This window comes from Myxococcus sp. MH1 (genome assembly GCF_059738865.1).
Window position 1 is genome coordinate 1,672,743 of sequence record NZ_AP026947.1, and the last position, 19,829, is coordinate 1,692,571.

Annotated in this window: 11 protein-coding genes; 5 read left to right on the plus strand and 6 right to left on the minus strand. The window is 71.5% G+C overall.

Annotation, left to right across the window (positions count from 1 at the left end; genetic code table 11):
- Positions 1–1,353, minus strand: coding sequence for a sigma-54-dependent transcriptional regulator (locus AC6JA9_RS06920; RefSeq protein WP_426747934.1), 1,353 nt, complete (start codon positions 1,351–1,353; stop codon positions 1–3).
- A gap of 240 nt (positions 1,354–1,593) precedes the next feature.
- A complete protein-coding gene (locus AC6JA9_RS06925) occupies positions 1,594–2,805 on the minus strand; it encodes a sensor histidine kinase (RefSeq protein ID WP_408887984.1) in 1,212 nt (403 codons plus the stop codon).
- 332 nt (positions 2,806–3,137) lie between these two features.
- Here AC6JA9_RS06925 and AC6JA9_RS06930 point away from each other — a divergent pair, with 332 nt between their 5' ends.
- From AC6JA9_RS06930 to AC6JA9_RS06945, 4 genes are all read left to right on the plus strand, one after another.
- Positions 3,138–4,286: a hypothetical protein gene (locus AC6JA9_RS06930; RefSeq protein WP_497959310.1), complete on the plus strand. Its 1,149-nt coding sequence runs from the start codon at positions 3,138–3,140 to the stop codon at positions 4,284–4,286.
- A gap of 14 nt (positions 4,287–4,300) precedes the next feature.
- A complete protein-coding gene (locus AC6JA9_RS06935; protein ID WP_223746268.1) occupies positions 4,301–6,469 on the plus strand; it encodes a bifunctional alpha,alpha-trehalose-phosphate synthase (UDP-forming)/trehalose-phosphatase in 2,169 nt (722 codons plus the stop codon).
- Positions 6,470–6,626: 157 nt separating this feature from the next.
- Complete coding sequence (locus AC6JA9_RS06940; RefSeq protein ID WP_497959311.1) at positions 6,627–8,402, plus strand: acyl-CoA dehydrogenase family protein; 1,776 nt, start codon at positions 6,627–6,629, stop codon at positions 8,400–8,402.
- 103 nt (positions 8,403–8,505) lie between these two features.
- The gene (locus tag AC6JA9_RS06945) at positions 8,506–9,708 is read left to right on the plus strand and encodes a serine hydrolase domain-containing protein (RefSeq protein WP_497959312.1); all 1,203 of its coding nucleotides are present in this window, start codon (positions 8,506–8,508) and stop codon (positions 9,706–9,708) included.
- 164 nt (positions 9,709–9,872) lie between these two features.
- Here the strand turns inward: AC6JA9_RS06945 and AC6JA9_RS06950 are convergent, their stop codons facing one another.
- Both AC6JA9_RS06950 and AC6JA9_RS06955 read right to left on the minus strand, forming a co-directional pair.
- Entirely contained in the window at positions 9,873–11,177 is a 1,305-nt protein-coding gene (locus AC6JA9_RS06950) for a hypothetical protein (RefSeq protein WP_497960641.1), read from the minus strand.
- A gap of 171 nt (positions 11,178–11,348) precedes the next feature.
- Positions 11,349–15,008, minus strand: coding sequence for a DUF3857 domain-containing protein (locus AC6JA9_RS06955; protein WP_497959313.1), 3,660 nt, complete (start codon positions 15,006–15,008; stop codon positions 11,349–11,351).
- A 270-nt stretch (positions 15,009–15,278) separates the two neighbouring features.
- On the opposite strand from AC6JA9_RS06955, the gene AC6JA9_RS06960 reads away from it, so the two are divergent.
- Positions 15,279–16,244, plus strand: coding sequence for a DUF6624 domain-containing protein (locus AC6JA9_RS06960; RefSeq protein ID WP_497959314.1), 966 nt, complete (start codon positions 15,279–15,281; stop codon positions 16,242–16,244).
- 14 nt (positions 16,245–16,258) lie between these two features.
- Here AC6JA9_RS06960 and AC6JA9_RS06965 read toward each other — a convergent pair whose 3' ends face one another.
- Positions 16,259–17,002, minus strand: coding sequence for an arylamine N-acetyltransferase family protein (locus AC6JA9_RS06965; protein ID WP_473566260.1), 744 nt, complete (start codon positions 17,000–17,002; stop codon positions 16,259–16,261).
- 92 nt (positions 17,003–17,094) lie between these two features.
- Entirely contained in the window at positions 17,095–19,818 is a 2,724-nt protein-coding gene (locus tag AC6JA9_RS06970; protein WP_497959316.1) for a M1 family metallopeptidase, read from the minus strand.
- Positions 19,819–19,829 lie beyond the last annotated feature (11 nt).

The window sequence follows — 19,829 nt, forward strand, 5'->3', positions numbered from 1 at the left end:
TCAGCTCACGGGAAGGCCGAGCGCCTTGATGCGGCGATAGAGGTTTCCCCGGTCCACCTGGAGCAGCCGCGCGGCGCCGGCGATGCTCTCGCCTTCCTGGAGCGCGGCGCGGATGAGTTCGCGCTCGAAGTCCTCGACGTGCTCGCGGTAGCTCTTCTCGCCCACGCTGGCGCGCTTGGGGGTGGGGGAGGCGAGGGGGCCGGAGACGGCCTCCGGTCCGAGCACCATCGGCCCGTCGCCGCGCAGCAGGTTGAGCCGCTCGATGACGTTGCGCAGCTCGCGCACGTTGCCGGGCCACGGGTAGGCGCGCAGGGCCACCTCCGCGCCGGGCGCGAGCGTCAGGGGCACCTCGCGTCCGGCGAACTCCGCGGCGAAGGCGCGGGCGAGGGGGAGCAGGTCCTCGGGGCGCTCGCGCAGCGGCGGGATGTGGAGCGGCATCACGTTGAGGCGGAAGAAGAGGTCCTGTCGGAAGCGGCCGTCCTTCACCGCGCGGGCGAGCTCCTGATGGGTGGCGGCGAGCACACGCGCATCCACCGGCACGGGCGCCGAGCCGCCAAGTCGCTCGACCTCGCGTGTCTCCAACACGCGCAGCAGCTTGGCCTGCAGCTCCAGCGGCATGTCGCCAATCTCGTCGAGGAACAGCGTGCCGCCGTGGGCCTGCTCGATGCGCCCCGCGCGCCGGCTGTGCGCGCCGGAGAACGCGCCCTTCTCGTGGCCGAACAGCTCGCTCTCCAGCAGCGTGGACGGGATGGCCGCGCAGTTGACGGCGACGAGGCGTCCCTTGCGGCCCGAGGCCAGGTGCAGCGCGCGTGCGACGCGCTCCTTGCCGGTGCCGGTCTCGCCGGTGATGAGCACCGCCGTGTCGCTCGGGGCCACGCGGGTGATGAGCCGGCGCAGGGCCTCCATGGCGGGGCTGTCGCCCACGAGGTGTCCAGGGCGGGCGAGCGCGTCCAGCAGTCGCTCTCGCTCCTCCTGGAGCGCGCCGAGCGCCAGCGCGTTGCGCAGCGCGGTGAGGAGTCGCTCGGGGGAAGGGGGCTTCTCCACGAAGTCGGTGGCGCCGAGCTTCAGTGCCTGCGCGGCTTCGGAGGGAGAGGCTTCGCCCGACAGCACGACGACGGGCACGGGCAGGGGGCGGGGCAGTCGCGCGAGGAACTCCAGGCCTGTCTCTCCGGGCATGCGGAGGTCGAGCAACATCATCGCGGGCGGAGCCTCGGGGGCATCGAGGACGCGGGTCGCCTCCGCAGTGGAGCGGGCCTCGACGACAGTGAAGCCCTCGTCGCTCAACAGGCCCCGCAGGGCTTTGAGGACGCCGGGGTCGTCATCGATGACGAGGATGCGAGGGCCGGGCTTCATGACGGAGACACCTGGAGAGGTTGAGGCACGAGGGGATGCTCCACGTCGTGCGGGAGGCAGCGCATGGCATCGAGGACGCCAGGGTCGTCATCGACGACGAGGATGCGGGGGCCGGACTTCATGACGGAGACACCTGGAGGGGCCGTGGCACCAGGGGGACTCCACGCCGCGCAGGAGGTCGCGCACCGGCGTCGAGGATGCCAGGGTCGTCATCGACGACGAGGATGCGCGAGCCGGGCTTCATGACGGAGACACCTGGGCGGGCGGAGGCACGAGGGGAAGCTCCACGCTGGCGAGCGTACCGCCGCCCGGCGCGGGCTCCAGGCGAAGCTGTCCGCCGTGCTCGTGCGTGATCTTCTGCGAGATGGGCAGCCCGAGTCCGCTGCCCTCGGGCTTCGTGCTGAAGAGTCCACGGGTGAGCGCCGCACCCTCGAGGACACCCGGGACGCCGCTGCCTCCATCCGTCACGGTGACGCGCACGCCGCCCGTGGAGGACTCCTCCACGCAGACGCGCACCGGAGCGGCGCTCTCGGAGGATGCCTCGGTGGCGTTCTTCACGAGGTTGCCGAAGAGGCGGCGAAGTCCGTCCGGGTCCGCGCGCAACGAGACCTCGGGACCGGGGACGAGCTCCACGGGGACCGCAGACGTCCGCGCGTACAGTGCGCAGACCTCGGAGAGCAGCGGCCGGAGCGGCACGTCCTGGAAGTGCGGCGCGGGCAGCCGCGCGAAGGTAGAGAAGCTCTGCGTCATGCGCATGAGCAGCTCCACCTCTTCCTGCAGCAGCGCCACGGACTCGGCGATGCGCGTGGTATCCGCGGGAGAGCCAGGGTCCGAGCGCGACAGCCGCGCGAGCGAGAGCTTCATCGCCGTGAGCGGGTTCTTCAGCTCATGGGCCAAGGCGCGCGCCACGTCCTGCCATGCGGCGATCTGCTCGGCGGACTTCGCGCGCTCGCGTTGTGCGACCAGCTCCTGTCCCATCCGGTTGAACTGGCCCAGGAGGAACTGGAGCTCGTCGCGCGGCGGGTCGACGGCAGGCAGACGCACCGACAGGTCGCCACGGGCATAGGCCCACATGCCCTCGGTCAACGTCGTCACCGGCCGGGTCAGCGCGCGGCCGAGCAGCACGGCGGCCAGCGCGAGCACACAGCCCGAGACGAACACGAGCACGGTGATGAACGCGGGGACCCGGCGCGCCAGTGCCCGTCGGGTCAGCTCCGCCTGCGCGAGGTTCAGCCGCGCCTCGTCCAGTGCGTCACGAGAGAGCCCTTGTCGCTCCAGGTTCACGGACACCTCGTCCAGCACGGCCTCCACGGGCGCGACGGAGACGGACAGCACACGCTCCAGGACGCCCTGCGCCACCACGCCCAGCAACACCAGGGGCACGAGCCCCGCCAGGAGCATCACCGCCAGGAGCCGACGACGGAAGCGAGGGGGCGGGGGCGTGGAGGACATGGCGGAAGCTTCGGGAAGGAGGTCGACAGGCGCACTACGCGGGAGCCGCGCCGCGCTTGCAAGCCCCTCCACTTCCCGGCGCGGACTGAATCGCCGCGAGGGCCGGACACACCCTGCCTGGGGCCCTCCACTCCATGGCGTTGCCGGCCTGGTCAGATGCCCGCCTCTCTCTCGTGCTCTCCGTCTGCGTCGCCCACGTGGGAGCGGCGCACCACTCGGCTCATCCGAGTTGATGGCGATGTGGCCTGGACACCTCGCCTCCTCGTGCCTCCACGAGGGGGCCGAGCCTCGCCACCCAACCGCTCCACGGTGCTGATAGCCTCTCGGTCCGGATGCCCCGCTTCCTCGCGCCTTCCCAGAGCTGGCTGTTCGGTCCGCGCGTGGACCTCGCCGTGTTCGCTGGCAGTGCCCTCGCGTCCGTGGCCCTCGTGCTCGCCGCGCCGTGGCTCGGCGCCGCGGGGGACACGCCTCCTTGGGCGTGGCTGCTGCTCGTCGTCTGCGTGGACGTGGCCCACGTCTGGTCCACGCTGTTCCGCACCTACCTGGACCCGGGGCAGCTGCGTGAGCGCCCCGGGCTCTACCTGGGGGCTCCCCTGGTCGCCTGGGTCGTGGGCGTGCTGGCGCATCAAATCTCCGCGGGCGCGTTCTGGACCCTGTTCGCCTACGTGGCGCTGTTCCACTTCGTCCGCCAGCAGTACGGCTGGGTGGCGCTCTACACGCGCAAGGCCCGCGCCTCGGACCTGGAGCGTCGCCTCGACGCCGCCGCCATCTACGCCGCCACCGTGGGCCCCGTGGTGTGGTGGCACGCGAACCTGCCGCGCGCGTTCTGGTGGTTCGTCGAGGGCGACTTCCTCCCGGGGCTGCCCCCGTGGCTCGGCACCGTGGCCCTGGTGCTGCACGCGGGCGTGCTCCTCACCTGGGCTGGCCTCCAGCTCGCCCGCGTGGCTCGCGGCGAGGGACTCCAGCTGGGCAAGGTGCTGCTCATCGGCGCCACGTGGGTGACGTGGTTCGGCGGCATCGTCCTCGCGCGCGACGACTTCACCTTCACGGTGATGAACGTCGTGCTGCACGGCGTGCCGTACTTCGCGCTCCTGTTCCGCTACGCGCGAGGCCGCGACGGGGAAGGGGACTTCGGCGTCGCCAGCTCCATCCTCCGCGCGGGCCTGCCGGGCTTCCTCCTGTTCCTCGTGGCGCTGGCGTTCGCGGAGGAGCTCCTGTGGGACCGCTTCATCTGGCACGAGCGCACGGGCTTCTTCGGGGGCTCGGAGTGGACGCTGTCGCCGGACCTGCTGGCGCTGGTGGTGCCGCTGCTCGCGCTGCCGCAGGCCACGCACTACGTGCTGGATGCGTTCATCTGGAAACCCGGCCGCGAGCCCGCGTTGCTCGCGCGACTGGGCTGGGCACCTCGGGCGACACGCGAGGGTCCAACAATCGCCACCTCGCGCGAATCGGCGATGGCCATTCGTGGAGGGAGTGAATAAGGGTTTGAGGTTCTATGCCTCGACTCCTGCTCGTCTCCAATCGTCTCCCTGTCACCGTCAAGGTGGAGAAGGACAGTGTCGCCGTGGTGCTCAGCTCCGGCGGGCTGGCCACGGGCCTTCGACGACCCCATGAACGCTCCGGCGGCCTGTGGATTGGTTGGCCCGGTGACGTGTCCCGTCTGTCGGAAACCCAACGCACCCAGGTGGAGGCGCGCCTCGCCGAGGAGCGCTGCGTGCCCATCCACCTGTCGCCCAGCGAGGTGAGCCGCTACTACGAGGGCTACTCCAACCGGGTGCTCTGGCCGCTGTGCCACTACATGCTGGAGCGCGTCCCCCGGCAGGACCGCGACTGGGAGGTGTACCGCAAGGTCAACGAGCGCTTCGCGGACCTGGTGGCCCGGCACTATCAACCCGGTGACATCATCTGGGTCCACGACTACCAGCTCATGCTGGTGCCGGGGCTGTTGCGCCAGCGCCTGCCCGAGGCGCGCATCGGCTACTTCCACCACATCCCGTTCCCCTCGTCCGAAATCTTCCGCACGCTGCCCCGTCGCGAGGCGCTGCTGAAGGGGCTGCTCGGCGCGGACCTCATCGGCTTCCACACCGTGAGCTACGTGCGGCACTTCTCCGGCTCGCTCTTGCGGCAGCTCGGCCTGGACACGGACGTGGACCGCATCATGTGGGAAGGACGCCAGGTGCGCGTGGGCGCGTTCCCCATGGGCATCGACACGGAGGCCTTCGAGTCACTGGCGAAGGAGCCGAGCGTGCTGGAGGAGGTCGCGTCCCTGCGGCGCAGCGCCGAGGGCCAGCGCATCCTGCTGGGCATCGACCGGCTCGACTACACGAAGGGCATCCCCCGCCGGTTGCTCGCCGTGCAGCGCCTGCTGGAGCGCGAGCCCACGTGGCGCGGACGGCTGCGCTTCATCCAGGTGGCGGTGCCCAGCCGGACCCAGGTGAGCGAGTACGCCACGTACCGCGAGCAGGTGAACGAGCTGGTGGGGCGCATCAACGGCCAGTACGGCACGACGCAGAACGTGCCCGTGCACTACCTCTACCGCTCCTTCAACGAGAAGCAGCTCACGGGGCTGTACCGCGCCGCGGACGTCATGCTCGTCACGCCGGTGCGGGACGGGATGAACCTGGTGGCGAAGGAGTTCTGCGCCGCCCGGCCGGACGACGACGGCGTGCTGGTGCTCAGCGAGTTCGCCGGCGCGGCGGACGAACTGCACCGGGCCGTCTCCGTCAATCCCTATGACGTGGAGAAGGCGGCGGACGCCATCGAGGAGGCGCTGGAGATGGGCGAGCCCGAGCGCCGCGAGCGCATGCGCGCCCTGCGCGCGCAGGTGAAGGCCCATGACGTCCACTGGTGGGTGTCCAGCTTCCTGGGGCGGTTGCAGGGGCTGCCCTCGGTCTCCGTCCGCAAGTTCCAGGGCGCCACCGAGGCGCTGGAGGTGATGAAGTCCGCCGGGCGGCTGGCGCTGATGCTCGACTATGACGGCACGCTGGTGGGCTTCGCGCGCAGGCCGGAGCTGGCCGCGCCGGACGATGCGCTGCGCGAGCTGCTGGCGAAGCTGCTCGCGCGGCCGGACCTCTCGGTGAGCGTGGTGAGCGGCAGGCCCAAGGAGACGCTGGAGGCGTGGTTCGGGACGCTGAACCTGGGGCTCTACGCGGAGCACGGCCTGTGGTCGCGGCCCAGGCCCGGGGACACGTGGAAGATGCTGGAGGGGGTGTCCGCCGAGTGGAAGGCCGCGGCCCGGCCGGTGCTCGACGAGTTCGCCGCGCGCGTGCCGGGCTCGTTCGTGGAGGAGAAGTCCGCGTCGCTCGCGTGGCACTACCGGCAGGTGGACCCGGAGTTCGGCGCGCTGCAGTCGCGCGAGCTGCGGCTGAAGCTGGCGGAGACCTTCGCGCGCAGGCCGGTGGATGTCCTCCCCGGCGACAAGGTGGTGGAGGTGCGGCCGCACGGCGTGCACAAGGGCCGGGTGGTGGAGGGCGTCCTGCGCGGGCTACCCCCCGGCACGCTTGCGGTGGCCATCGGCGATGACCGCACGGACGAGGACCTGTTCGAGGCCATGCCCGAGGACGGGCTCACGATTCATGCGGGCAACAAGCCCACGCGCGCCACCTATCGCGTCAGCGGTCCGGAGGAGGTGCGCAAGCTGCTCGCCGCGCTCGTGGCCTCCTGAGCGCGGATGGGCTGGGGGCTTCGCGCTCGCCCGCAGGTGGAGGCGGGTGCGGGGAGGATGGTTGGGATTGCGGGTCTGGATGTTTGTCTTTGATTGGGCAGTGTGGTGGGGGCCGCGTTATCAGACACGCCGCTGTCCACTCCAGAGCGAGGTCCGCATGTCCGAGTCCCGTGTCCCGGTGGCCGAGTCGAACGCGCGTGAGCGCGAGTCCCGTTTCGCGCGGCTCTTCGCCGCCGAGGTGTTCCGCCAGCGGGAGCACCAGACGCTGGGCGAGCGGGCGCGGCATGCGTACCGACAGCTCCAGGAGGTGCACCGGGGGCTCGGGTCGGGGAAGGCCATCGCCCAGGACCTGCCCAGCCTGTTCGCGCTGTTCGAGTGGTCGGCGATGCTGGCGCCGGAGCTGTTCCTGGTGCTCAGCGGGCACTTCAACCTCACGCTCAACGTGCTGCTGAGCCTGGGGCGCGGGCGCACGGACCTGGAGGACTACCTGCGCGAGCTCGACAGCGGGGACTCGGTGGGCGTCTTCCTGCTGACGGAGCTGGGGTATGGCAGCACCGTCTTCAGTTTGGAGACGGAGGCCGAGTATGACCATGACCGGCGCGGCTTCTGGCTGACCACGCCGCGCGACGCCGCGTTGAAGTTCATGCCGAACGTGGGGGCGGAGGACGTCCCCAAGCTCGTCGTCATCGCCGCGCGGCTCAAGGTGGCCGGGGAGGACCAGGGGGTCTTCCCCTTCATCCTCCGCCTGAGGGGGAAGGACGGCGGCCTCCATCAGGGCGTGCGTGTGGTGCCCCAGCCGGAGCGGCCGCTGTATGCCATGGACAACGCGATGATCGGGTTCGACCGTGTCTGGCTTTCCTTCCGGGACTGGCTGCCGGGGGACGCGGGCTCCATCAGCGAGCAGGGGGTCTTCCACAGCGACTACGGCCGGCGTGAGCGCTTCCGGCGCACCATCGAGATGCTCCAGACAGGGCGGGTGGCCCTGTCGTGCGGGGCGGTGGCGAGCGCCCGGGCCTCGCTCTCCATCGCGCTGAGCTACGCCCGCCAGCGGCGGGTCGCGGTGCCGGACCGGGGCACTGCTGCGATGCTGGAGTGCTGGAATGTCCAGCATGACCTCCTCATCGGGCTGGCACGCATCCAAGCCTGCACGCTGTTCGGCCGGTTCGTGCAGGAACGCTTCAGTGAGGAGGGGGACGAGGAGCGCGAGAGTCTCTCGCTGCTCGCCATGCTGCTCAAACCGTACATTTCCCGGACGGCCTTCGAAATCATCCAGACGTGTCGGGAGCGTTGCGGCGCGCAGGGCATGTTCGGCGTCAATCGCATCCCGGAGTACCTGGGGACATGTCAGGCGGTGATGACGGCTGAAGGGGAGAACCAGGTGCTGCAGCTCACCGCCGCCAGGCGCCTGGTGATGGGAGAGCACCTGCGGACCCCCTCGGAGGGGACGGACGCGGCGCGGACGGAGGGCTCCAGCCTGTTTGCCGAGCGGGCCCGACGGCTGCGGACGCGAATCGCACAGGGCCTGGAGGCGCCTCTGGGGCCCGGGGAAGATCGCTTCGAGCGTTGGAACGCGTGGTCCACGGAGGCCATCGCCCTGGCGGAGGCGCAGGGCGAGGCGCTCGCGCTGGAGTGCTTGCAGGTGGCGCTCCGGGCGAAGGTCCCGTCGTCGGAGGGATTCCGGACGGCGAGCGCGGTGCTCCGGGTCTTCGTGGCCGACGGCCTGCGGCGTCACGCGGGTTGGTTCCAGTCCGAGGGGCTGCTCGGCGCGGAGGAGGCGCGGCGGTTGGACGTGGAGCTGCGCGAGGCCTGCGTGGAGCTGCTGCCCCACGTGCCTCGGGTGCTGGAGTCCTTCGCGCTGCCCGAGGCCCTGAGGGAGGCGCCCATCGCCGCCCCGGAGGGTTACGTGGAGGCGTGGGCCCGACGCTTCCGCTGACCTGACGTGGTCCAGTCCACGAAATCCCCACGGAGCGGGTGACACCGCTCCCCCTCACTGGTGTTCTGTCTCCGGGCCGGAGTTTCGAGAGGGGAGAGGGAACATGGATGTCCCGCGCCGGGGTCTGCGGGTCGGTGCCGCGGTATTGGTGGTGAGCTTCTCCGGGACGGGGTGTGCTCCCGGGGACGAAGCGCTCTCCAACGAAGTGGACACCCGTGAACAGGGCCTGGACTGGGGCCAGTCACTGCTGGCCCCGCTGGACCGCGAGACGCTGCGACAGGTCATCATCGAGCTGCCCGACGCGACGGCCGCCCAGGTCCGCGTGCAAGGCTCCGCGGGCCGCTGGCTCGGCTCCGCGGGTGTGGCGGACCTGCACACCGGCGCGCCGATGCCTGGTGACGCGCGCTTCCGCATCGGCGGCCTCACACAGACCTTCACCGCCACGGTGCTGTTGCAGCTCGCCGCCGAGCGCCGCGTGGACCTGGACCGTCCGGTGCAACATTCGCTGCCCGGCCTGCTGCCACCCAACTGCCCGCTCATCACCGTCCGGCAGTTGCTCAACCACACCCACGGCCTGCCCGGTGTCCCGCTGTCCACGCGCCATCCCGAGTGGTTCTTCGAGCACCGCTTCCGTCGCTGGTCTCCGCGCGAGCTGGTGGCGCTGGCGCTCCCACAGGGGCCGCGCTTCACGCCGGGGACCGTGCAGGAGTACGGCCACATCGGCTACCTGGTGGCGGGGCTGCTCATCGAGAAGGTGACGGGTCGGCCGTACGGCCATGCCGTGCGCGAGCGCATCCTCACGCCGCTGGGCCTGCGCGACACGTCCGTGCCGGGCAACGACCCGACGATTCCCGGTCCCCACGCGCGGGGCTACGAGGCCCTCGCCAGCGCGGATGGGACGCAGCGCTGGGTGGACGTCACGGAGGCGAACCAGTCCCTGATGTGGGCCGCGGGGGAGATGATCTCCTCCACCGCGGACCTGGACACGTTCCTCTCCGCGCTCTTCCGGGGCCGGCTGCTGCCCTCCGAGCAGTTGGAGGAGATGTTCACCGTGCCGGACGTGCCCTCGGCCCACGGTGGTCGCGCGGCGCACGGCGCGGGCCTGGCGCGCTACGAGTTGGGCGGCGTGACGGTGTGGGGACGGCGCGGGGCGCGCCAGGGCTATGTCAGCGGGATGGGCGCCACGCGGGATTCGAGCCGGCGCCTCGTCTATGCCTTCAACACGCACCGCATGGGGCACGCGCGGCCGGTGCTCGCCGACCGCATCATCGCCACCACCTTCGCCGCCCGCGTGCCCCGAACCTGAGGCGGAGCGTCGCTCAGCTCACCTCACGGGCGGGGACATGCCAGGTGGGGGGCAAAGTCGCTCCTCGTGTACGCGAGGGGCGTGGGTTGATGCTGGGGACCACAAGTGCGTCGGCGGCCTCCGCGGACCCGATGCTCGCACTTCGAGGACTCGCTCAAGTCGCGTCAGGGGTTCGGCGCCGGTGCGCGAGCGTCGGGGGCCTGGAGCACCAGGTCTCCAGGTCGGGGCCCCGCCTTGGCCTGCCAGCCAGGGGCGAGCTCCAACACCCAGCCCTCGCCTTCCCAGCGGGCATCTCGAGGCTCCGTGCGAGGAGCGGTCACCGTGGCCGTCTTCCAGTCCGAGGACAGGAGCACATCGGAACTCACAGTGAGCGAGCCCCACGCATCGACGATGCGCGCACCGGGATACACCGTGCCGTGCTCGGCCAGCGGGATGAGCTCACCTGGGTTGAACTGGATGCGCATGCGGACCAGGGGCAGGCGCAGCACCGGGCCCTCCACCAGCTTCTTTCGCAGCGCCTCGGCCCGGGCCTGAGCAAGGCGCGCCCGCTCGCGTTCGGTCTCCCGCAGCGCGGCGCCGTCGTAGCGTGCCTCGCGCTCGGGTGATGGCTCGGGCGTCCCCAGCTTCAATGCCTCCTGTAGCAGCGCTCCCAGGTCCGCCCCGGCGAGCGCCCGGGCACGCCAACCCTGGGCGCGTGGGCCCGCCTCGTCCAGCAGGAGGCCGTAGGCAGGACCCGATGCATAGGCGAAGGCGCGCACGAAGGACTTCCGTTTGGCGCCATCCTCGAGGTTCTCCAGCGCCAGGGCTCGCCTGCCACGTGCATCGGCCCCCGCCAGCGCCACGCCCGTGTACTCCGCGAGACCTTCGTTCTCCTCGAGGAGCCCCTCCGCGACGGCGGCTCCCTCGAAGCGCGCTCGACGCTCGCGACGGAACACCAGCGCGTCCTCGACAGCCCGAGCGCGCACCGAAGGGTTCGTCGCGCGCAGCGCTGCCGCGAGGGCCCGCCACTCGAGTTGCAGCAGCGTGCGGCCCTCCATGCCATCGAGGTGGGCATTGTCCTTCTCACGCCCGGGCTGTCCCAGGGTGGTGCGGAGCCGATGAAAAGCCTCATGGGCCAGCAGCGCACGGCGACGCACGGGGACGTCGGGCAACGGCCCCTGGAGCTGGACCCACGTGGTTCCCGCCCAACTCAGGGCCGTGTTCGCGATGGTGAGCTCCGAGGGGAGCACGCCCACCCAGGGCCCCGTCCCCGCGCCCTTCGGCCAGGTGCTCGCGACGAAGACGCGCGTGCCGGGATGGACGACGAGGAGCGGAGCACACAGCGAGTGGCCCCACAGCCGCTGTCCGTCCGCGGCACACGTCCGCTGGAACTCAGCGAAGGCCGAGGTGAGTGTGCCCACCTCCAGGACCTCGGGCAGGGGCTTCACCTCGGGCTCGGCCGAGGCCGCGCCGGAGCCCGAGAAGACCATCGACGCCACAGCCAGTCCCGCGAGTCTTCCGCGACGTAGGTGCCTCATCGAGCCGCCTCCCATGATGGAGGCGACAGTACACGGCCAGGTCCCCACGGCAACCCTCGCGGAGCTGCTGCCCGCGCGCCCCGGCCCCAAGGCGGGGCGCGGGGGGACGTCGCTCCACTCACCTCACGGGGTGAGCGACGCGGTGCGGCCGCCGGGGCCCTGGATGATGACCCGACGCCCGAAGGCGCGGTCCACCCGGCCCAGGAACTCCCTGAACGCCGGGTACTCGTCCGACTTGATGCGCGCGACGGAGAGCTTCACCTCGCCCTCGGCGATGAGCTTGCCCTCCTCCACGCGGTAGGTGAGCCTCAGCCGGCCGAACGGGTTCGTCTCGTCCACCGCCTGCGGCAGCTCCGTCACGGACCAGCCCGCCGGCAGCGTGTAGCGCAGGTTGAACAGGTTCACCCACGGGCTCTGCATCACCAGGTCGAAGCGGCGCTCCGCCAGCGGCGCGAAGGCCTGCTGGTAGGTGCGGCCCGTGCCGAAGGGCAGGAAGCGCACCGCATTGGACAGCACCTCCGCGTAGCGCGGGATGCTCATCCGGAAGCCCATCGCCACGTCCTCGTCCAGCCGCGTGGTGTCGTTGAGCGACACCTCGTTCACCGTCAGGCCCGGGAAGCTCTGCGCCCACGCGCGCTCGAAGGTGGACTTGCGCGTGGCCTCGGGACGGTAGGCGCGGCGGTACTCGGGCGCGCTCTGCCCGCTCACCGTGCTGGAGCCCGTCACCTCGGCGCTGCCGTCCGCGCGCAGCGTCACGTCCATCTTCAGGCCCGTGGCGTTGTCCTCCGCCTTCGCCTCCGGCGTCACCATGAACGTGCTCTTGCCGTCCGGCTCCACCACCAGCACGTTGGCCACCCGGTCCGCGCTCGGCAGCTCCTTGGCCCCGTGGAACTCCGCGGTGCCATCCAGGTACAGGTCGAACTTGGGCACATACGCAATCGCGTGGTTGAACGCCGCCAGGCTCGCCGGCTCCGCGTCCAGCGCGCCCAGGTTGCGCATGCGCAAGAGCACCAGCCGGCTGTCCACACCCGCCACCCGCAGCATGGAGTGGATGAGGCTCGCCTTGTCCTTGCAGTCACCGAAGCGCCGCGCCAGCACGCGGTCGACCCGGTAGGGCTTGAAGCCGTGGATGCCGAACTCCAGCGCCACGTAGCGCGTGTTCGTCACCACGAAGTTGTAGATGGCGCGCACCACCGCCAGCTCGTTCTTGCGGTCCACGCCCTGGAGCACCTGGTCCACCGTCTGCTTCAGCTCCGCGTTGGGCTGCAGCTGGTCCCTCACGAGCCCCCACCAGTAGCGGCCCACCTGGTCCCACGTCTGGTACGTGGAGACGTGCAGGTTCTGGGCGACCTCCGCCCAGCCCGGCATGCCCGGCTCCGGCACCACCTTGGCCACGTGCTTCGCGCCCCAGCGGTACAGCACGCGGCCGCCCTCCAGCGACTCCTGCGCGCTCTCCACGCCGGTGAGCTTGCTCTTGTTCCAGTACAGCGGCCGCTCCTTCGGCGTCTCCACCAGGTACTGGAAGCGCAGCTTCGGATAGACGCCCTGCACGCTCTCCACGTCACCCCAGTAGTCCGACAGCAGGTTCTCCTGCGCGGTGTCGTCCAGGCGGTACGTCACCTCCAGCGTGTCGCCGGCGGCGAGCGACGGGAAGGACAGCACCTTGGCGCGGGCGTCGTAGTACATGCCCGTCCACGGCTCGTTGATGTTGCGGTCGTTCTCCCCGTAGCTCTCCACCACGGAGCCGTCCGCCTTCGTCACGCGCGCGCGCAGGATGCGCACCTCCTGACGGTCCGGCGAGTAGGTGATGGGCATCGAGCGGAACGCGTCCACGCCGCGCGCGTTCTGCACCTTCACCACCATCTGCGACAGCCGGCTGGACAGGCCGCTCTTCTGGACATTCACGTAGGTGTTGTCGACCAGGTAGATGGCGTCCTCGTGGACGTAGGCCTCGGCCTCCTTCGCCAGGGGCCTGGCGTCCACCACGTGCTGCATGCCGGCGCCGGTGCCCTCGCCCTTGAGGGCGCGCAGGGCCTCCTTGAGGCCGGGGTTCTGCGGACGCAGCACCAGCGAGCGCTCGAAGGCGGCCAGCGCGGGCTCACGCCGACCGGCGGCGAGCAGCGCGCGGCCCTCGCGCTCGTAGACCTCCGGCTCATCGGGCGACAGCGCGCGGGCCTCGGCGAACAGCGCCACGGCCTGCTCCACGTTGCCGTTGCTGGCCTTGAGCTCGGCGAGCCGCACGCGCGCGCCGTTGTCGAACGGGTTGAGGGCCACCAGCTGCGCGTACTCGCGCTCGGCGGCCTCCACCTGACCGGAGTCCGCCAGCAGCGCGGCCAGCGAGCGGCGCGTGCCGGTGTCGTCGAAGCGCAGCGCCAGCACCACGCGCATGCGGTCCATGGCCTCGCGGTTGCGGCCCAGCTGCCGCGAAATCTGCGCCGCCGAGCGCACCGCGCGCGGCTGCCGGGGCTGATGGCGGAAGGCCTCCTCCACCAGCGCGTGCGCGCGGGGACGCTCGCCCAGCGCCTCGTGGGCGCGCGCGAGGACCAGGCGCGCGGGCGCGTCGTCCGGCGTCTTCTCCAGCACGGGCGCCACCAGCGGGATGACGCGCTCGGGGTGGCCGCGCTCCAGCTCGAAGTCGGCCAGCGCCACGCGGGCCTCGGGCAGCGCGGGGTCCGCCTTCACAGCGGCCTCCAGGAAGCGGCGGCGCTCGTTCAGGTCATCGCGCTGGAGGCTCGCCGCGAGCATCTGCAGGCGCGCGTCCTGGGGGGCGAGCTCCGCGGCGCGCGTGGCCTCCACGGTGGCGGTGTGCTCGCGGTCATCGAAGCCGCGGTAGAAGCCGAGCACCCGCGCGTAGTCGCCGCGCAGGGCCGCGTCGTCGGGGTTCTTCTCCACCAACGCCTTGAGCGCGGAGGTGAGCGTGGGCAGCACCTGGGGCGCGGGGGGCGCGCCGCGCTCCACGGCGGGGGCCTTGGCGGGCAGCGCCGCGCGCACGCCCGGCGACTCCTGGCGCAGGTAGAAGCCCAGCGGGCCCGTCTCCTGGCACACCTTGAGGAGCACGCGGTTGAGGCCCTTGCGCAGCTTCACGGACACGCGCGCCTGGTCCGGGCGCGGCAGGTTGTAGCGGTCCTCCTTGGAGGCGAGCTGGCCGTTGACCCACAGGCGGTAGGCGCCGGAGGTGCCCAGGCCCAGCGTCACGCGCGACTCCTGGTTGGACTCCAGCCAGGTGGCCGCGTACGCCACGGCCTCGCGGTTGGGGCGCACCGCGGTGGCCAGGTCCACGTAGCCGTCCGCCGTGTTCGCCGTCAGCTTGCGCCACGACACCTGGCGGCCCTTGGCGCCCGGGTAGGTGGCCGTCAAATCCAGCGCCGCGGCCTCCGGGCCGAAGTCCGTGTCACACCCGGACTTGCCCTCGTTGTCGAAGCCGCCGACGACGTAGTAGTCGCCCACGAAGCCCATCCACTGGCGCACCTCGTTGGCGCGCGTCAGCCGGCCGCGGGCCCGCTCGGTGTCCAAGAGGAGCAGCTGCGCGGTGGCGCGCGTGTTCGCGTCGAACTGGCGCCGCGAGGCGATGAAGGCGTACGTGCTCACCAGCGGCGTGAGGTCCTCCACCTCGTCCACCAGGGAGTGCAGCCGCAACAGGCCGGCGGCGCCTCGGGGCGAGGAGGCCTGCTTCATCGCCTCGGCCGCGTAGACGCGCGCTGTTTCGTCCGCCGCGGGCCGGGCCTGCGCCCAGAGGGGGCAGGTGAGCACGAAGACTGCGGCCAGCCATGTGAAGCGCGACATCCGTTCTCCTCGGTGCGACATGCGTGGGGCACAGCGTCCCATTCCTGGGGGCGCCGACGGCGATGAACAGGCGGACCCTCCGGGGCCTTCCCCTGCATGCGACCCCGGACGGCGCACAGGCAACCGAAAACGTTACCCGGGGTGCGCTCGGGAACGGGGTGGGTGTGGGTGGGCCTCCGGCGGATTTCGCGGTGGACGAGCGCTTGGTGTCCCGAAAAACCCGCCTACACTGCTACCCCGTTTTCACCTCACACCCCCTGGAGCCCCCGAATGCGTCGTCTCGTCATCCTGCTCGCCGCGCTGAACCTGGCCGCCTGTGCCCACGCGTCCGGAGGCGCGGCCACCCCCGCCGAGGCCCAGGCCGCCGCGCCCAAGCCCGTGGCGACGCCCGAGGCGCGCAAGGCCGCCATGGAGGCGACCGGGCTGGCCGCCGTCGGCAACGGCGAGGCGGCGCTGCCGCTGTTCCGGTCCGCCTGGGAGGGTGGGGTGCGCAGCAACAACATGGCCTACAACGCGGCCTGCGCTGCGTCGATGCTGAACCAGGGCGAGGAGGCCCTGATGTGGCTGGGGCGCGCGGCGGACGAGGGCTTCGATGACGCGGCCCACATGAAGAAGGACACGGACCTGGACAACGTCCGGGGCCTGCCGGGCTTCGCGGCCATCGAGAAGCGCGTCGCCGAGGAGGAGGCGAAGCAGCTGAAGGCGGCGGACCCGGCGCTGCGCGACGAGCTGCTGTCGCGCATGGAGGTGGACCAGCAGGTGCGCATGACGCTGATGCGGAACAACTTCCAGGACGAGGCCATGACGAAGAAGCTGGAGGAGGTCGACGCGAGCAACACGGCCTGGCTCAAGGACGTCATCGCCAAGAAGGGCTGGCCGGGCCAGGCGCTGGTGGGCAAGAAGGCCTCCCATGCGGCGTGGCTCCTGGTGCAGCACGCGGACAAGGACGTGGCGTTCCAGGAGCAGGTGCTGCCCCTGCTGGAGGCGGCCGTGGCGCGCGGGGAGGGCTCCAAGCAGAACCTGGCGTACCTGACGGACCGCGTGCTGGTGAACACGGGCAAGCCGCAGCGCTACGGCACGCAGATGGAAGAGGTGAACGGGCAGATGGAGCCCAAGAACCTGGAGGACCCGGCCAACGTGGACGCTCGCCGCGCGGCCGTGGGCCTGGGGACGATGGAGGAGTACAAGGCCTCGTTCGAGGCGATGCGCAGGCAGGCCGCCGAGCAGAAGCCCTGAGGCGTGGGGCCTGGCTAGAGGCGGATGCCGAAGTGCTCCGCCAGCGCCCGGGCGCGGGCGTCCTCGCCCTGCACGGGGTGCTCCTCGCGGGTGGTGCCCCGGGTGAGGACGAGGGCGCCTTCCTTGAGGGTGACGCGGCCCTCCCGCGTCGCCCGGGTGCACAGGCGCCCCCGCGTGAAGATGGACTGGGGCGACGTCTGGTGGTGGTGACACATGTCCACGAAGTCCCCGAGCGCGCGCGGGACGAGGGACAGGGAGTACTGCGGCTGCCAGCCGGAGTCGTCGCGCCGCAGGAGCATGAGCCGGTCGCCCTCGGGCGCGAGCCGGAAGTCGCGGCCGGCGCGTGTCTGCACGCCTCTCTCGTCCAGGCGCAGGGGCTCGAGGAAGCTGTCGCCGAAGCCCACGTCGACGAGCCACGTCCCCTCGCGGTCCTCCACCTGGAGCGTCAGGTGGTCGAACTCCGGGCCGAAGGTGCCGTCCCGGGGCTCGGTGGCGACGCGCGCGGACAGCGGCGTCACGCGCAGGCCGCGCGCGGTGAGCAGGCGGGAGAACAGCCCGTTGAGCTCGTAGCAGAAGCCGCCGCGCCGCCGGACGACGACCTTGTCGAAGAGCGCGTCCGGGTCCAGCTGGATGGGCCGGCCCAGGTGGATGTCCAGGTTCTCGAAGGGCACCGACTCCAGGTGGGCGCGCTGCAGCTCGGCGAGCGATGCGTGCGCGGGGGCGCCGATGCGTTCGAGGTAGCGGGCGGAGTCGAGCATGGCCCCATGTCTAGCGCGCTCGCGGGGCGCGCGCACCGTCTGCCCGCGTGGAGCGGGCTCCCTCTTGAACACGAGGGAGCCCGCACGGGCCCTCAGCGGGTGGGCGCCGCGGTGACCTGGGGCAGCTTGCCGATGAACGCGCGCACGCTGTCCTGGTGGAGACGGTTGGACTCCACGCACAGCCGCACGGACTCGAGCGCCCGGGCGTAGGCGCGCGGCGCACCCTCCAGCTTGTCGACGCGAGGCCCGAGGAAGGCCTCCATCTGCGCGCGGCTGGTGTCGTCACACAGCGAGCCCGTCATCGCGATGAGCCAGCCCAGCTCATCCGAGCGGACGCGCGAGGCCAGCGTGTCGAAGTTCTCGCGGTAGAACTGCCACGCCACCGCCCGCGTCTCCGGCCCGCTGAACGCGCCCCCGAACAGGGGCCGCGCGTCGCGCACGTCGAACTCCGTCATCGCCAGCGTCAGGTTCTGCTTCACCAGCTCCGGGTCGCGGAAGGCCGACAGCGCGTTGATCATCTGGTTGCGCTCGTTGCGGTCCTCCGCCTTGCGCGCGCGGGTGAGGAGCTGCTCGTGGAGCGCGCGGTCGGAGTTGCGCGCCGCCACCGCCAGCGCCACCGGCACCGCCTCCGGGCTCACGCTGTCGCGCTGCGCCAGCCACTTCGTCACCAGGGCCTTGGCCTCGCGCGTGAGCGTGGGCTCGTCACCCATCATCGTCGCGAGCGACAGGAACAACGAGCGCGTCTGCTTCACCTCGTCGCTGTCGCCCTTCGCCGGCTGCCAGCCCAGCGCCCGGGCGCGCGCGCCGTAGAGCTTGCCCACCCAGGCGCGGAAGCGCTGCCGCTCGGCGGGCGTGAGCGAGTCCTCGCCCACCAGATGCAAGAGGCGCGCGCCGCTCAGCGCGATGCCGCGGTCCGGGTCCTTCGCCGTGTCGTTCACCAGGGACAGCACCTCCCCGAGCCGCACGTCGCCCCGCTGCACCGCGCCCTCGATGTCCGCGAAGAAGGCCAGCCGCTCGGGCACCGTCAGCGACTTGCTGGCCACGCCGTTCACCTGCTGGAACTGCCGCAGCGTGTAGCTGGCGCGGTAGTAGCCCATGCCGCCCGCGTTGAGCAGCACCCACTGGGGGCAGCTCTTCATCGGCAGCTCCATCTCGCCGGTGCGCTCGGAGAGCAGCTGGCAGGCGCGCACGTCGCCCGCGCGGTCCCCGGCGCGCACGCACACGGGGACGGACCAGGTGGCGTCCTTGGACGCGGTGGAGCCCGCGGGCAGGAAGCGCTCCTGGGACAGCTTCAGGCGCGGCGCCTTGCCCGCGTCGCACACCAGCTGCGCGGAGATGTGGGGCGCGCCGGGCTGGTCGATGAAGCTGCGGAAGGAGCGCGCGACGTCGGGGCTCGCGGCCTGGGCGAGCGTGGCGGCGAAGTCATCCGACGTCGCCGTGCCCCACTCGTGCTTGCGGATGTGCGCGCGCAGGATGTCGCGCATCTTGGCCTCGCCCAGCCACGACTCGAACATGCCGATGATGGCGGAGCCCTTGGCGTAGGTGGTCGAGTTGTCGAACGAGCCGATGACCTCGTCATGCGTGTTGGCGGGCTTTCTCACCGGCAGCGCCGCGGCGAGCGCGTCCGCGCTCATGGCGCCCGCCAGCGCGTTGGTGCTCGCGTCCCGGCCGAAGCCCCAGCTCGGGTCGAACCCGTCCATCTGCTTGCGGTCCAGCCACGAGGTGAGCGACTCGTTCAGCCAGATGTCGTCCCACCAGCGGCAGGTGACGATGTTGCCGAACCAGTAGTGTCCCAGCTCGTGGCCCGCGATGTTGACGTACCACTTGCGCCGCTGGAGCGTCTCCTCGCCGGGGCGGATGAGCGTCAGGGGCTGGCCCAGGGCGACCAGGCCCGGGTGCTCCATGGTGCCCCAGTAGCGGGGCACCACCGCGACGTCGAGCTTCTCGTACGGGTACGCCTGGTCGAAGAAGTCCTCGAGCACGGTGACGATGCGCGGGGTGACGCTCGCGGCGTACGCCGTCTCCGCGCCGCGGCCCTTGGGGACGACGAAGCGCAGCGGCACCTTGTTGCGCCCGGTGGTGCCCGCGTCCACCACGTCGAACGGGCCCACCACGAAGGCGACGAGGTAGCTGGGCATGGGCTTGCTGTCGCGGAAGGTGATGCGCTGCAGCCCGTCCGGCAGCGTCTCCTTCGCCTCGATGGCGTGGTTGGCCAGCGCCACGTCGTCGGCCTTCACCGTGAAGCGCAGCTGCCAGGGCACCTTGAAGCCCGGCTCGTCGAAGCACGGGAAGGCGCGGCGCGCGTCCACCGGCTCGAAGAAGGTGTAGAGGTAGTTGTGGCCGCCCTCCTCCTGCGAATACAGGCCCCGGCTGCGCTCCTTGTCGATGGTGCCCGTGAAGGCGATGACGATGCGCGCCTTGCCCGCGGGCAGCGTCTCGGGCAGCAGCAGGCCCAGCCGGCCCTCGCTCGCGGTGACGGGCCTGGCCTCGAGCGCGCGGCCCTGCGTCTCGATGCGCGCGGAGGTGACCTCCAAATCCTGTCCGTGCAGCCAGACCTGGCGCACCGGCTCGCGCACGTCCACGTCGATGGTGACGGTGCCGGAGTGGGTGGACTCGGTGGAGATGAGCTTCAGGTCCAGCAGGTAGTGCAGGGGCTGGACGGTGTCCGGCAGGCGCAGCGCGGGAGGCTGGGCTTCGGGCCACTCGGGCGCGGCCGCCACCGAGGCCTCGGGCCTGGACGGCCCGGCGGACCCGGTGGCGTGGGTACAGTGGAGTGAGAGCAACGCGGGGACGAGGAGGAGGGAGTGCCAGCGCATGCCGCGAGGCT